Below are 14,269 nucleotides of genomic sequence, written 5' to 3' on the forward strand. Positions count from 1 at the left end.
CATACATGAATATTTCCTTACTTATTTCCAAACTTTATTTATTTTCAATATTTGCTGTATTAGTATTTTTATTCATTTTTACTAATGATTCTTTTAATTATGATTTTTTAGTATTATTTTCAAGTTTTATAATTTGTATTATTTCTTTATATAATATTTTTAGCAGTAAGCAGTATCCTTATAGTTTAAACTTGATTACTCATTTATTTTTCTTGTTTTTTTTTGGTTTAGCTCCATCTTTGCAGTTTAAACAGGATTCTTTTTTCTGGAACGGTTTTACCCTTTCTAAGCATAATTATTTGTATGGAAATTTAATGATAATAATAATTCAATTTTTTTATATATTGATATATAATTTTAAAGTTAATTCATCTTTGTTTAAGTTTTTTGTTGAAAAATTAGATTTTAATATTCGTGTTCCAAAATTTAAAGTTGTTACTATATGTATATTTTCTATATTAATTTTTTTTTATCTTAAAGATTTCAATTTATTGTCAATTTTTTTTAGAGGCGGATATAAGGAGTCAGCGGAACAGGGAGTTAAATTAAATTCGTCCTTAACTTTAATTATTAACTTTTTTATTAGACCAATACCCTTAGTATGCTTGATTTATTATAAAAGTATTAATCAATCTTCTAAATTCAGCTTTTTTGAATTGTTTCTAATTTTGGCAAGTTTATTTAGTAATTTTCCTGCAGGTATGCCTAGGTTTCAAGCAGCAGCTCTATATATTCCAGTTTTAATTGTCTATTTCAGAGTATTTTCTAAAAATTATGCTTTTGCTTTATTTTTTTGTCTTGGATTACTTATTATATTCCCTTTTTTGAGTCAATTCCGAGATTTAGATAAGCTTAACGACAATATAGGTATTGATTTGACGATGTTTTCTGATGAAAATTTTGATACATATCAAAATACAGTTAATGTAATTTCTATGAATGAGGTGACAAATGGGAGTCAATTATTAGGTACCTTATTATTTTTTGTTCCGAGATCCTTGTGGCCAAGTAAACCTTACAGTAGTGGAGAATATTTTGCAAATAAATATAATTATGATTTTTCAAATATTTCCCTTAGTTTTTTTGGTGAAGGTTTTATAAATTTTGGATATGTAGGAGTATTTTTATTTACTATAGTTCTCGCTTTAATGCATTCTTTTATTGATAAATGTTATTGGTGGAATTATACAACTATTAATGTTAAATTTAGTGTTTTGTTCAAAATTTTTCTTGGTATGCAATTTTTCATGCTAAGAGGAGATCTTTTGAACGCATTTGCCTATACGGTTGGTCTTTCTTTATGTGTTGTTTTTGTATCTAAGTTTATTTTTGTCTATGTTCCAAAATGATTAATATATTTCAAGAATTAGTTCCTCATTATAGATTAAATTTTTTTGAAGGACTGTCAAAAAAATTTAATCTATCTTTATTTACTCTCAATAATTTAAATATTGACAATTTAAATGTATTGCAATCCTTTCCTACTAAAAAAGTTAAATCTTTTCGTTTTTTTAAGTTCCTGTGGATTAATCCATACAGATTACTTGTAGGTCGTCCTAGGATCCTTGTATTAATGTTACACCCTGGTCATCTTTTTACATGGGTTTTATTATTAACGAAAAGATTTCATAAAACTAAAATTGTTTTATGGGGTCATGGAATTTCAGTGAATAATTATTTGCGAGAGGAAAAAAATTATAGTAAAATAAGGCTGCTAATGATTAATCTGTCAGATTATATCTGGCTATACACTGAAAGAGAGGAATTGTTATTGAGTAGTCTGGATGTTCATACGCCTTTAGTCGCTTTGGGTAATACAATTTCTGATGTGGATTTAATTTTAAACGATGCAACCAAGTTTGATATTAATAGAATAAAATCAAAATATAATATCAATCAACCTTTTATATTTATTTTTTGTGCCCGTTTTAATATCTTGGAAAGACGTATTGATTTGTTGTTGCAAATCATTCAGAATCTTGATAGTGACAAGTTTGGCTTTATCATTATAGGCGACGGTACTTTTAAACCAGATTTCTCAATTTTTCCTAATGTATATGATTTTGGTTCTTTGTATGACAATATTATTAAAAATGATCTATTCAGAATTTCAAATGCTTATTTGCAACCTGGGTGGTTGGGGTTGTCAGTTGTTGAAGCGATGAGTTATGGGTTAGCTCCTTGTACTTTCAAAAGGTCGAATGATGTTAAACAATGCGTTGAATATGGATACTTGGATAATGGGGTTAATTCTAAAATATTTGATGATTTGAAATCTTTTATTGAATATTTTACTTCGAATAATTTATTTGAATTAAACTATTTAGGAGATAATGCTAGAAATTATATTCGTCAAAATCTTAGAATGGAAAATATGATATGTAATGCTTCTTCTAGTATTAACTATTTAAGTTCTAACACATTAAATTTATGATTATTATAATTGGTCCTTTTCCTGATCCTATTGATGGATGTTCATTCGCTAACTTTATTCTAGCTTCAAATTTTAAGAAAAATGATATTCCTTTTAAAATAATAAATACAAATGTCAAGAAAGTTTCATCAACTCAAGGAAATAAGTTTTCATTATTTAAGATGCTTTTATTTCTAAAGTCTTATAAGGGGATTTTAAAAATATTATTCGCTTCAAAAATATATATAACACCAGGACAAACATTTTATGGTATTATTAAATATTCGCCTTTTATTATTTTGGCATATTTTCTCAAAGTTCCTTATGTTATTCATTTACATGGTAACTATTTAGGTAAAGAATATATAAGTTTAAAAGGAATTAAAAAAAAGTTATTTACATTTTTAGTTTCTAATGCTAGTGCTGGCATTGTTCTATCCAATTCTTTACGAGGTAATTTTAATAACCTTATACCGGATTCTCGAGTTTATGTAGTATACAATTTTGTTGAGAAAGACATTTTATCTACCTTTTCTTCGATTAATTCCAAACCAAAAGATTTTTTAAGAATTCTATTTTTGAGTAATTTAATAGAGGAAAAGGGAATAATTGATTTTTTGAATGCATGTGTGATATTAAAACTAAAACAAATCCCTTTTAAAGCTACTGTAGCTGGAGCTTTTGATAATGCAGTCCGTGTTAAAGTTAATAGTCTTTTTTCTCAATTAGACCAATCCTTGGACTATTTAGGAGTGATTAATGGAAATGATAAACTGAATGCGTTTATAAATTCTAATGTATTTATTCTACCTACCTACTATAAAATGGAAGGTCAGCCTATTTCCTTATTAGAAGGATTAGCCGCTAAAAATATAATTATAACTACCAATCATGCTGGAATTCCTGATATTATTTCATCAAAAAATGGATTTTTAGTTAACCCAAAATCTCCTCAACAAATTGCTGATATTTTGACCGATATAAGTTATAATTTGTCTGATTATTTAGACAAATACTCCAAATTTAATTTTGAGTATGCTGAATCTAATTTTTCTGAAGAAATTTTTACGTCTAAAGTTCTCAATGTTATAGAAAATGTCAGGTAATTCTTCTAAGGTATTTCTTAGCCAATTCAACAGGGAGACCATCGATCGCGGTGCTTCAAAGTCTAAAGAGATAATTTGGTATTTTGTAAAGTGTTTTTTTTTTCTTTCTGCATTTCCTTTTCCATCATCGTTTAAAGCTAGAATTCTAAGATTATTCGGAGCCAAAATTGGGGAGGGTATAGTTATAAAACCTAGAGTAAATATACATTTCCCATGGAAGTTAATAGTTGGGAACCATGTATGGATTGGTGAAGAAGCTTTTTTGCTTAATTTTGAACCATTGACCATTGGAAATAACGTATGTATTAGTCAGCGTGCTTTTCTTTGTGGCGGGAACCATGATTATAGGGATCCATCCATGCCCTTCAGAAATGGGCCTATTAAATTGAATGATGGCTCTTGGGTGGGGGCTTCTGTATTTGTGGGCCCAAATGTAGAGGTAGGAATCGATTCTGTTCTTGCGGCTGGATCTATAGTCACCAAGTCAGTACCGGAGAATGTTATTTTAAGAGGTAATCCGGCAATCAATATAGGTGCAAGATGGAAATGATTTGTATAAATTAATAACTTTGGGCAGGTATTTATTCTTCTTTTTCTGTTTCCTTTCGTTAAGGATTTTGTCTGCACAGAGCTTACCCTCAGGATATCCTGTTTACGAAGAAGCTGTCCGTAGGGGTCAATTAATCACTGATAATGCAGATTCTTTAAACTATTCTTTTTTACAGCAAGCTGGGATCAAGTTTCCCAATGCCCCTTTTGCGAGAAAACTTAGTTCAGTTAAAGTAGGTATCGTACCTTTAAGAGTGACTAGCCTTTTGAATTCCTCCAGGCCTTACTGGTATAGTCCCCAAGGAATGATCCCGGGAAAAGGGGGGCAGATTTATACCTCAGGGGGTGTATTTGTATCCCATAAGTTTTTTGAGATTGATTTGCAGCCGGAAATAAACCTGGCCCAGAATTCTTCTTATATAGGATATCGGAGTTTTCAGGAAGGGTCTATAAATTTTGTTTTCTATCAAGGACTTAGAAGGGGGGATCAACCTGAAATATATGGTGAGAATTCCTATTCAAGAGTGGGCTTGGGACAATCCAAAGCGGTGTTAAAATTAGGAGCCTTTGAAGGGGGGGTGTCTACCCGAAATCTTTGGTGGGGACCTGGGCAATGGAATGCGCTTACATTCTCCAATAATGCTCCAGGCTTCTTTCATGTCACCGCCGGCACGCACCGCCCTGCAAAAACATTTTTTGGGAGCTTTGAATTTCAGTTGATTTCCGGCCTTCCCAAATCAAAAAAATACACCCCACTTCAACAAGATAATTTAAATGCTAAAGTAGGACAGAAGCCAAACAGAAATAGATACTTAAATGCACTTACTTTTTCCATTCAGCCCAAGTGGATTAAGGGCTTTTCCTTTGGGGCTACTAGAACGGTACAGACTTTTACTGATTCGGTAAGTCTTACCAGTTTTATAGATGTATTCCCGGTCTTCTGGGGAGTGACCAAGCAGTCTGTGGGTTCTGATCTGGTAGGGGAGTCTGATAGAGGAAGGGATCAGCAGATTACCGTATTCTTTCGGCAGGTGATACCAAAGGCAGGGGTAGAATTCTACGGGGAATTCGGGCGCAGGGATCATGCGTTAAATTTGCGTGATCTGACCATAAGTCTAGCCCATTCCAGAGCGTATTTACTGGGATTAAATAAGGTGTTTCATTTACCTGGAGAAAAACTAGTACAGATCAGATCAGAAATGACCCAGCAGGCACAATCTATCAATTGGATTACCAGAGCCAATAGTACTACCCCTTGGGGCACGAATGGCACGATTGGTGGGTTTACCAGCTGGGATCAGGCCATGGGAGTGGGGGCTGGGATGGGGGCTAATGTGCAGATGGTAGAGTTGTCTTTAGTGGAAAATTTAAATAAAATCGGTCTGTACCTGGAAAGGCGCGCTCCCTTCGCAGATTTTTACGATACTGCTGATCTGGCAAAAAATGGGTATAAACCCTGGATGGATTTTACGGCAGGACCTATTTTTGATCATCAGTGGAAGAATTTGATCTTTTCGGGAAGGATGCTGTTTACCTATGCCTCCAATTACTATTGGTCCCAGGACCTGGGATCACAGGCTGATGTAAGCTATCCCAAACAGAACAATCTATTTTCTACTTCCACTCAGCTGAATGTGATCTATACTTTTAAGTGATACGATTTTCCGCAATAATAGCAGTGACCTCTTTTTCTATGCTCATCAGGCTTGAAGACCGATGACGGGTGACCGAAGTACCAGCAATGCTAGTGTTTACCTTACTTTAAGTCGCTTTTTACATTTTACTGGTGCAATTGCGGATATACATTTACCAAAAAATAGAATTACCTATTTCTATAAGTGTTGATTGGAAGATTGATAACCGGTGGACGATATGGTCTATGTGCAATTCTGTATTTTTTATAACCTACCTAATTAATCTCTTTTTTAATACTTGAATCCCTCACTTTAAATTCTCCATTTTAAATTTCTCATTTTAAACCCCCCATTTTAAAAATTCCCTTTTTAAGGTTACTTTTACTATACCAACTATCCCCAATACCCCCAACCCTCACCCAATAAATGCGAATACTAGTATATGGTATTAACACTTCCCCTGACCTTACCGGAATAGGAAAATACACAGGAGAAATGAATGAATACCTGGCTGGGCAAGGACATAAAGTCACTATGCTCACTGCTCATCCCTACTATCCGGAGTGGGAATTGCATCCTGATTATCCCAGGTTTTTTTGGAAAAAAGAATACGTGAATGGAGTGAAGGTATTCAGATGCCCGCTTTATATTCCCCACCATCCCACTGCGCTTAGAAAAATCATACATGAGTTTTCATTCATTATGTCGTCTATGCCCATATGGGCAGGTTTAATGGTTTCTAAAAAGTATGATTATGTACTAGTGATCAATCCTCCTTTTCACCTGACAGCTTACACACTTGTCTATAAATGGATCAAGGGTGCCAAACTAATCTCTCATGTTCAGGATCTACAGGTGGATGTGGTAAAGGATATGGAACTGATCCGGAATAAGCTATTTCTGAAGATCATGTTCAAGGTGGAAAAGTTTTTGTTTGATAAGAGTGACTGGGTTAGCACGATCAGTCAGGGCATGGAGAAGAAAATCGCTAATAAAGGTATTCCCAAATCCAAGCAGCTTATTTTTCCGAACTGGGTGGATTGTGATTTTATCAGGCCACTGAGCAAAGAAGAGTCTCTGCGTAAGGAATTTGGCCTTTCTGCGACAGATAAGGTGGTGCTTTATTCAGGGAATCTGGGAGAGAAGCAGGGACTGGAAATGATTCTGGATCTTGCCCTAGCCTTTGAAGTGGACAAGCAAGTCAAATTTGTAATAGTGGGCTCAGGAGGAGCAAAGAAGAGACTGGAAAGCCTAGCTATAGAAATGGGGCTGGACAACACCTTCTTTTTTCCGCTTCAGGCCTATGAGGACTTGCCAAGACTTCTTGCTGTAGCTGATGTGCATTTGGTCCTTCAAAAGAAAGAGGCTTCTGACCTGGTGATGCCATCAAAGTTGACAGGTATATTCTCCGCGGGTGGACTGGCACTGATTACTGCAGGACCTGGAACCACCCTCTTTGAAGTGGTGGAAAAACATAAAATGGGGATACTGGTAAATCCGGGTGAACCAGCAGAATTATATGAAGGTTTAGTAAAAGCTTTGAATGATGAAAGCGCCCAGATCTATAAATCAAACGCGAGGGTGTATGCAGTGAGTAATCTTGGGAAAGAATCTGTATTGAGTGGGTTTGAACATTTTTTGGAGAACCACGCCTGATCCAGCCATAATTATTGTAATCCAACCTGGAAATGGATACTGAAAAGGACTGAATAGACGCTATTCAGTCCTTTTTTTATAGTGTCGCCACGAACGGTTTAATTCATCGGCACATCTTATTCTGTGTTTCCCAACCCTTTCCATATTAGGATACATTTGCATCTTGCTGGCAAAACGCCACATCTCCGCTAGACGATCCCGGGCCAGCGCTGTTGATATATTCTTCTTTACCACCCTAGGGTTAAAACCCTGGGCTACCCACATAGCATACCTACGGCATGCTCTCCTAATCCCAAATCCCTCTCCATTTTAAATTCCCAATTCCTTCATTTTAAATTTCATGTAGCTAACCAACAACTAACAACCCCAAACCTCCAACTTCTACTCATTTCCAATTTCCCCAACCCAATCGCCATTTTACGGCGCGTGAGGAGGCTGAAATAGCGGGCCAGGCGGCTGGTATGTGCGTGGGGACAATCCGTAAATAATTCTTTCTGTGAAAGAATTTAGGATTTGGCCAGAAAGCAGGGCAGGCTTCAGCAAGACTTTTGGATACTTTTGGTCTCAAAAGTATCAGGGAAAATAATATTCACATTAGCTCTTCCAGTTAATAGAGAAATTGAAGATAGAATTTACAATAATGAAAATACTTTTATCCTTTCTCCGACATTCATGTTTCACGAAAGGCTGAAAAATAGAGATTACCACAGATAAAAACCAAATATTATCCGTTTCCATCTTGCTGGCAAAACGCCTTCTTTCCAAATGATGATTGTGGGCCAGCGCTGTTGAATGAATATAATCCTTTATCCCAGGGTTGAAACCCTGGGCTACCCACATGGCATACCTACGGCATGCTGTCTAAAAATTAGATTTCTATCCATTTTAAATTCTTAATTTTCTCATTTAAAATTCCTCCTAAGACTTCGACTCCTGTCACACTGAGCGAAGTCGAAGTGTCAGCCACACAAAGCCAACCAACAACCTCCAACATATAACTTCCAACCTCCAACTTCCAACCTCAGCCCATTTCAAATCCCCACCCTAATCTCCATGTATACGGCGCGTGAGGCTGTCAAAATAGCGGGCCAGCGTCCTGCCTTGCGCGTTGAAGCATTATTTTGACGATGGCTTTTGGATACTTTTGGTCTCAAAAGTATCAGGGAAAATAATATTCACATTAGCTCTTCCAGTTAATAGAGAAATTGAAGATAGAATTTACAATAATGAAAATACTTTTATCCTTTCTCCGACATTCATGTTTCACGAAAGGCTGAAAAATAGAGATTACCACAGATAAAAACCAAATATTATCCGTTTCCATCTTGCTGGCAAAACGCCTTCTTTCCAAATGATGATTGTGGGCCAGCGCTGTTGAATGAATATAATCCTTTATCCCAGGGTTGAAACCCTGGGCTACCCACATGGCATACCTACGGCATGCTGTCTAAAAATTAGATCTCTATCCATATTAAATTCTCAATTCCTTCATTTTAAATTTCTGATAACAAAGCACCAGCTTCCAACTTCCCACTTCCTAACCTCCAACTTTTAACTTTTCAATGGATCCGTTTCCATCTTGCTGGCAAAACGTCTTAGTTCCAAATGATGATTGTGGGCCAGCGCTGTGGAATGAATATAATTCTTGATCCCAGGGTTGAAACCCTGGGCTACCCACATGGCATACCTACGGCATGCTCTCCAAATCCCAATTCTCTTTCCATTTTAAATTCTTAATTTTCTCATTTAAAACTCCTCCTAAGACTTCGACTCCTGTCACACTGAGCGAAGTCGAAGTGTCAGCCACACAAAGCCAACCAACAACCTCCAACATATAACTTCCAACATATAACTTCCAACTTCAGACCATTTCAAATCCCCAACCCAATCGCCATTTTACGGCGCGTGAGGAGGCTGAAATAGCGGGCCAGGCGGCTGGTATGTGCGTGGGGACAATCCGTAAATAATTCTTTCTGTGAAAGAATTTAGGATTTGGCCAGAAAGCAGGGCAGGCTTCAGCAAGACTTTTGGATACTTTTGGTCTCAAAAGTATCAGGGAAAATAATATTCACATTACCTCTTCCAGTCAATAGAGGAATTGAAGATAGAATTTCCACAAATGAAAATGTTCTTATCCTTTCGCCGAACTTCGCATCTCTCGAACGGCGGAAAAAGTAGAGATCTCCGGAGGTAAATCCCAAAATAATTTCCGTTTACATCTTGCTGGCAAAACGCCACATCTCCGCTAGACGATCCCGGGCCAGCGCTGTTGATATATTCTTCTTTACCACCCTAGGGTTAAAACCCTAGGCTACCCACATGGCATACCTACGGCATGCTCTCCTAATGCTAGATCTCCTAACCATTTTAAATTCTTCCATACCAACTAATAACCTTTAACTAGGGTTTCGACTCATGTCAATATCCACTTTCCTACCACTAAAGTGGCAAAAGTATTGAGACCACTTCAGCCTTTTCCGCCACCGCAGGAGTCTTCGGTCACTGGTCTTCCAACCTGATAAATAAAGAATCTAAGGTGACTGGCATGATTAAGGACAATCCTATTTTGTAATTAAATAGTGTGTGCAAGTAAGGGTCAGGTTTAATTATATGATCTTTTATTTATAGTACTTTTTCATAATAATTCACCCGGTAGGCTATTCATCGGCATAGGAGTTTTGGGTTTCATCATTTTATGTTTTTTAGCTAGATATGACTCCCATTTTGAATACTGTTTAGCATTCAAAAATCCATAAACCCATCCATTCATTTCCGACTCCAATGCCTTAATTGGAGGACTATAGGGCTTTACTTGATCTATGTATTCCTTTGCTACATGGAAAACATGGTCATAGTTATTCATATCATCTATTGCCCGGACCTTTTTCCAATAGGCGCTTTCTATAGCATCCAACTCAAATCTGTTCACCTCGTAGATACTATCGGTTTTTGTCTGGTACCATGAAATAATACGTGACATTTTTCGGTAGTCAGTGGATTCATTTTTGATATTGACCCGCTTTGCTACTTCTTGCAGGTCAAAATCTACAATCCCCATTAGATTCTCAACAGGCATATCAAAAAAACTAGACACCTTGGGCCTTTTGGTTTCCTGAGCAATTGAGATATTCACTACCAGCATAAGTAGTATCAGTATGTTTGTTTTCATTGGTATTATTCAAATTTTCTGCGGTAAAACCAGGAATCTCCAAAAGTGAAATTCAGTGTGATCGTGTTCAGAGATTCTTTGGATATAATTTCTATGTCACCCATGCTTCTGTATTTATAACCAAGGGATAGCCTTGCGGATCTATTGAGCGGAACACCTACAGCCGTACTCACTTCATAGGCAGAAACCTTTGCTCCTTTTATCAAAATAGAACCCGTATCGTAATTTGCCCCTAGTGAAAAGCTCATCTGCTGGATGAATTCTGAGCCAAAATAATTGGGCATAAATTCAGCTCCGATGCTGTAAACCTGGTTTTGGACGCTATACTTGTTTTCATCCGTCGCGAATCCATATAAAAAATCGGCTCCTACAGTCCAGGATTTATTTTGGAACGAAAGTCCAGATCGAACAGTGGAACCTAGTTGATAACCTAATTCAATTTCATCGGCCTCATATAGATCTACCAGCCCTATATACTCAGCTACTTGGGAGGTTCCTGATCCAATTAGATCCGAATACCATTGTCCAGTGGTACCGAGTGTAAGTGTTCGCTTTTCATTTTTAAGGAGATCTACCTGCATACCCACTTCGGCGCCAAAACCTGAATACGAGTTATTTCTCGAGTACAAATAGCCCGCCTCGTGCTTGTCTAGATAAGTTGTCTCCTTTTGAAAATTCCCGAAAAGAAATGAAGGCCTGAGACCTATAGAAATGCGTGATCCAAGACTGGTGGCATAATTCAGATAAAGCTTGTTGATGTTTCCCCAGCCCTTAAATATGCGTGTGTATTTGTCGGAAAAACCTTCAAAGTAATGGGTGTCTGAATAGCTGTAATCTTGAATGGTTACGGGACTTAGCCCGAAAGAAAGCGTGGATTTCGGTGCTATCCGAAACCACATACTGAAGTAATTGAGATTGGAAAAATTATTTGAGATGGCCTCACCACCAGTCGTAATCTTCTGTTGATTATACGAAGCATCGACATCCAGTATGAAAGTGTGGGAGACGCCTATGCTATTTTGCGAAGCAGGGTTGATCGTATTTAGGAAATAAGGAGATCTTGTACCTGCTCCAACTCCTCCCATTCTTTTGGCTAGTCCATAATTGTCATAGGTAGGTAGACCCAGGCCAATAGTTGAATATAATGACCCGTGCCCCCGTTGTGCATGTCCTGAGGTGACCGACATCAGCCAAAAGCAAACCAACAAGCCAGGAAAGTATTTGATCATCTGTGAATTTTTGTGTGCAAGCTAAGCACAGCTACCAGGCACAGACGTGATACTAGAGCAACGTACAATTCTCATCGACCAAGACAGCATCTTTATAGACATACAGTCATGTTTTCCGAAAAAACGCAAAACAGCATTCATAGATAGGATATGTGATTTCGTATAGAAAATCCCCCTGTTCTTCTATTTTATCACCGGCTGTGAGACAAGGCCGCTAGCTTTGAATCAAAAAATAATGAAGTCCAGAATTAGCTTCTGCTTGCTTGTATTAGTCCTCAGCTCCTGTTATGAAAATAGCTTTTTAGAGGAAATTCCAAAAGTAGATATCGAGGATGAATTCAATATCCATAAAATTGAAACGACTGACATTACTTATTCAAGCTACTTCCAAGACAGCTTGGTAACCAGTACAAAAGAATCTTATCTGCTAGGGAATAATACTGATCCAAACAGAGGTACAGTGAAAGCAATGCCCTATTTCGAGTTTGGGTTAGGTAGTACTTTCACAGGGTTTGATTACCAAACACTCTTAGATTCTATTGTTTTTATCATGAAAATAGATAGTTATTATTTTGACACTATACCAGAATTTACCCTAAATATCTATGAAATCACTGAGCGCCTAGAATACCGAAATGACGATGATGTATTCTATGATTTTGAAACATTTTCAACAAAAAGAAACCCACTGATAAGCAAAACGATTCGCTATAGGCCTTCAGAAGATTCTATTAGGATTACCCTTCCCATGGAGTTTGCCACACTTCTATTTGAAAAAGCGCGTGGTGAGGAAAAAATCTTTGAAAATAACGAGGATTTCCTGGACTTCTTCCCCGGATTTATGCTGGAGGTCACTGGTCAAAGTCCGCTAATGCTACTTTCTAAGGAATCCTACATTTCAATCTATCACAAACCTCCACTTGAACTGCTCGAAGAAGATGAAGAATATAAAATTCCCATGGGAGAAAATTCCATGGGCTTCTCGAATGTGAATGTCAATAGATCCAATACTCCTTTTGCGCAAGCGGAAAACTATGTTCAAATCCCTGCATCCGATTCCCAAAATTTAGCTATAGCTGACGAACTGGGATATTCATACATCAGGATAGATTTAGGAGACCTTACCTACCTGGGAGATGTTCCCTATGAATATTACATCTCTGAGGCAAACCTCCACATCCCCGTTAAAAAGGGCACCTATAACGGGAGCTTCAATATTCCAATCCAAACTTTCGATGTCTATAGTATCGACAAAAACAACAATATCAAAAGGTATTTAACTCAGGCAACCCTGACAGGCTTTGATGAAATCTTCCAAGAAGCAACCTATTTCGTAATTCCAATAGATGAATTTGTGAGAAGTCAAATTTCAGGAAGTCGTCAAACAGATGGTATATGGCTGGAAATTACCTCAGCATCCTATTTCAATATGGGATACATGATAGTAGGAGAAAACGCCAACCAATACAAATCAAAAGTAGAAATCACAATTATCCCCTTAAACTAACATTATGAAGAAAGTAAACCAGCTATTATCAAGTCTAACGGCACTATTAGTGATTATGTCGCTCTATTCCTGTCAAGACACCGAAGATACCACCACGCAAGGCAACTGGGTACGTAGATCGTATTTTGAAGGTAGCAATCGTTCCCACTCCTCTGCCTTTACTATCGGCAGCCGCTTCTTCGTAGTCGGCGGATATACAGGGGATGAATACACGAGAGATCTATGGGAATACGATGCCGTCCTTGACGCTTGGACTAGGCGCGCAGACTTCCCTGGTAGTCCACGAGCCAATGCAGCTGCTTTTACTATTGGCTCCAAAGGCTATTATGGAACTGGATACGATGGTAAAAACAGGCTTAGGGACTTTTGGTCCTATGACCCTGACACGGATACGTGGACAGAGGAAACTCCCTTCCCAGGAACGGCAAGATATAATGCCATAGGTTTTTCTTTGAGCGGAAAAGGGTATATCGGAACTGGATTTGACGGAAGTGAACAAAAAGACTTCTGGCAGTATCAGCCTGAAAGCGGCGGCTCATGGAAATCAATTATCAGTATGGGAGGGGCAAAGCGTTCAGGTGCATTTGTCTTTGTGATAAACGAGGTGGCGTATATAGGGGGAGGAGTTAACAACGGCCTATATGAATATGACTTCTGGGCATTTGATGGCAACACAGAAACCTGGAGTGAAAAAGAGGCATTGGACGAAGATGATGATTATGCCATCGCTAGAAGTGAATCTGTAGGGTTTAATATAGGTCCTTTAGGCTATGTAACCACTGGATCGCAGGGTTCATTGGCGAGCTCAACCTGGGAATACAATCCAACGCTTGATGTCTGGGAAGACAGAACTAATTTTGAAGGCACTGCCAGAACCGGCGCTTCGGTATTTTCTGACGGTGACAGGGCCTTTGTTCTACTTGGGACCAGTTCTTCTTTACGTTTTGATGATATCTGGGAATTTCTGCCATTTGAGGAATCAGATGATGACGATTGATGTAGGTTC

At 37.6% G+C, this 14,269-nt stretch carries 10 protein-coding genes; 8 read left to right on the top strand and 2 right to left on the bottom strand.

The features are described from left to right. Positions 1 to 5: 5 nt before the first annotated feature. The 6 genes from AACZ73_RS06190 (at position 6) to AACZ73_RS06215 (ending at position 7,358) form a co-directional block, all read left to right on the top strand. Positions 6 to 1,349 carry an O-antigen polymerase gene (locus AACZ73_RS06190; protein ID WP_339876381.1) on the top strand — a complete coding sequence of 448 codons (1,344 nt, stop codon included), beginning with the start codon at positions 6 to 8 and terminating at the stop codon, positions 1,347 to 1,349. Then, positions 1,346 to 2,434 (top strand): glycosyltransferase, encoded by a 1,089-nt coding sequence (locus AACZ73_RS06195; RefSeq protein WP_339876383.1) that lies wholly within the window; start codon positions 1,346 to 1,348, stop codon positions 2,432 to 2,434. Before AACZ73_RS06190 ends, AACZ73_RS06195 begins: the two co-directional genes overlap by 4 nt. Then, on the top strand, positions 2,431 to 3,519 hold the full coding sequence (locus tag AACZ73_RS06200; RefSeq protein ID WP_339876385.1) for a glycosyltransferase family 4 protein: 1,089 nt from the start codon (positions 2,431 to 2,433) through the stop codon (positions 3,517 to 3,519). Before AACZ73_RS06195 ends, AACZ73_RS06200 begins: the two co-directional genes overlap by 4 nt. Beyond that, complete coding sequence (locus tag AACZ73_RS06205) at positions 3,509 to 4,069, top strand: WcaF family extracellular polysaccharide biosynthesis acetyltransferase (RefSeq protein WP_339876386.1); 561 nt, start codon at positions 3,509 to 3,511, stop codon at positions 4,067 to 4,069. Before AACZ73_RS06200 ends, AACZ73_RS06205 begins: the two co-directional genes overlap by 11 nt. A gap of 1 nt (position 4,070) precedes the next feature. Then, positions 4,071 to 5,723, top strand: coding sequence for a capsule assembly Wzi family protein (locus AACZ73_RS06210; RefSeq protein WP_339876387.1), 1,653 nt, complete (start codon positions 4,071 to 4,073; stop codon positions 5,721 to 5,723). A 405-nt stretch (positions 5,724 to 6,128) separates the two neighbouring features. Next, entirely contained in the window at positions 6,129 to 7,358 is a 1,230-nt protein-coding gene (locus AACZ73_RS06215) for a WcaI family glycosyltransferase (protein WP_339876389.1), read from the top strand. Positions 7,359 to 9,993: 2,635 nt separating this feature from the next. Here AACZ73_RS06215 and AACZ73_RS06220 read toward each other — a convergent pair. Continuing rightward, the gene (locus AACZ73_RS06220; protein WP_339876391.1) at positions 9,994 to 10,527 is read right to left on the bottom strand and encodes a hypothetical protein; all 534 of its coding nucleotides are present in this window, start codon (positions 10,525 to 10,527) and stop codon (positions 9,994 to 9,996) included. A 5-nt stretch (positions 10,528 to 10,532) separates the two neighbouring features. After that, positions 10,533 to 11,756 carry a hypothetical protein gene (locus AACZ73_RS06225; protein WP_339876393.1) on the bottom strand — a complete coding sequence of 408 codons (1,224 nt, stop codon included), beginning with the start codon at positions 11,754 to 11,756 and terminating at the stop codon, positions 10,533 to 10,535. Positions 11,757 to 11,991: 235 nt separating this feature from the next. Between AACZ73_RS06225 and AACZ73_RS06230 the strand changes: the two genes are divergently transcribed. Both AACZ73_RS06230 and AACZ73_RS06235 read left to right on the top strand, forming a co-directional pair. After that, complete coding sequence (locus AACZ73_RS06230) at positions 11,992 to 13,263, top strand: DUF4270 family protein (protein WP_339876395.1); 1,272 nt, start codon at positions 11,992 to 11,994, stop codon at positions 13,261 to 13,263. 4 nt (positions 13,264 to 13,267) lie between these two features. After that, positions 13,268 to 14,260 (top strand): kelch repeat-containing protein, encoded by a 993-nt coding sequence (locus AACZ73_RS06235; protein ID WP_339876397.1) that lies wholly within the window; start codon positions 13,268 to 13,270, stop codon positions 14,258 to 14,260. The last annotated feature ends 9 nt before the right edge of the window (positions 14,261 to 14,269 follow it).

Source organism: uncultured Algoriphagus sp., assembly GCF_963974835.1.
GTDB lineage: Bacteria > Bacteroidota > Bacteroidia > Cytophagales > Cyclobacteriaceae > Algoriphagus.

Bases quoted from the DNA above. Each gene is read 5' to 3' on its own strand.
- AACZ73_RS06190 (WP_339876381.1), top strand. From the start codon at position 6: ATGAATATTTCCTTACTTATTTCCAAACTTTATTTATTTTCAATATTT.
- AACZ73_RS06195 (WP_339876383.1), top strand. From the start codon at position 1,346: ATGATTAATATATTTCAAGAATTAGTTCCTCATTATAGATTAAATTTT.
- AACZ73_RS06200 (WP_339876385.1), top strand. From the start codon at position 2,431: ATGATTATTATAATTGGTCCTTTTCCTGATCCTATTGATGGATGTTCA.
- AACZ73_RS06205 (WP_339876386.1), top strand. From the start codon at position 3,509: ATGTCAGGTAATTCTTCTAAGGTATTTCTTAGCCAATTCAACAGGGAG.
- AACZ73_RS06215 (WP_339876389.1), top strand. From the start codon at position 6,129: ATGCGAATACTAGTATATGGTATTAACACTTCCCCTGACCTTACCGGA.
- AACZ73_RS06220 (WP_339876391.1), bottom strand. From the start codon at position 10,527: ATGAAAACAAACATACTGATACTACTTATGCTGGTAGTGAATATCTCA.
- AACZ73_RS06225 (WP_339876393.1), bottom strand. From the start codon at position 11,756: ATGATCAAATACTTTCCTGGCTTGTTGGTTTGCTTTTGGCTGATGTCG.
- AACZ73_RS06230 (WP_339876395.1), top strand. From the start codon at position 11,992: ATGAAGTCCAGAATTAGCTTCTGCTTGCTTGTATTAGTCCTCAGCTCC.
- AACZ73_RS06235 (WP_339876397.1), top strand. From the start codon at position 13,268: ATGAAGAAAGTAAACCAGCTATTATCAAGTCTAACGGCACTATTAGTG.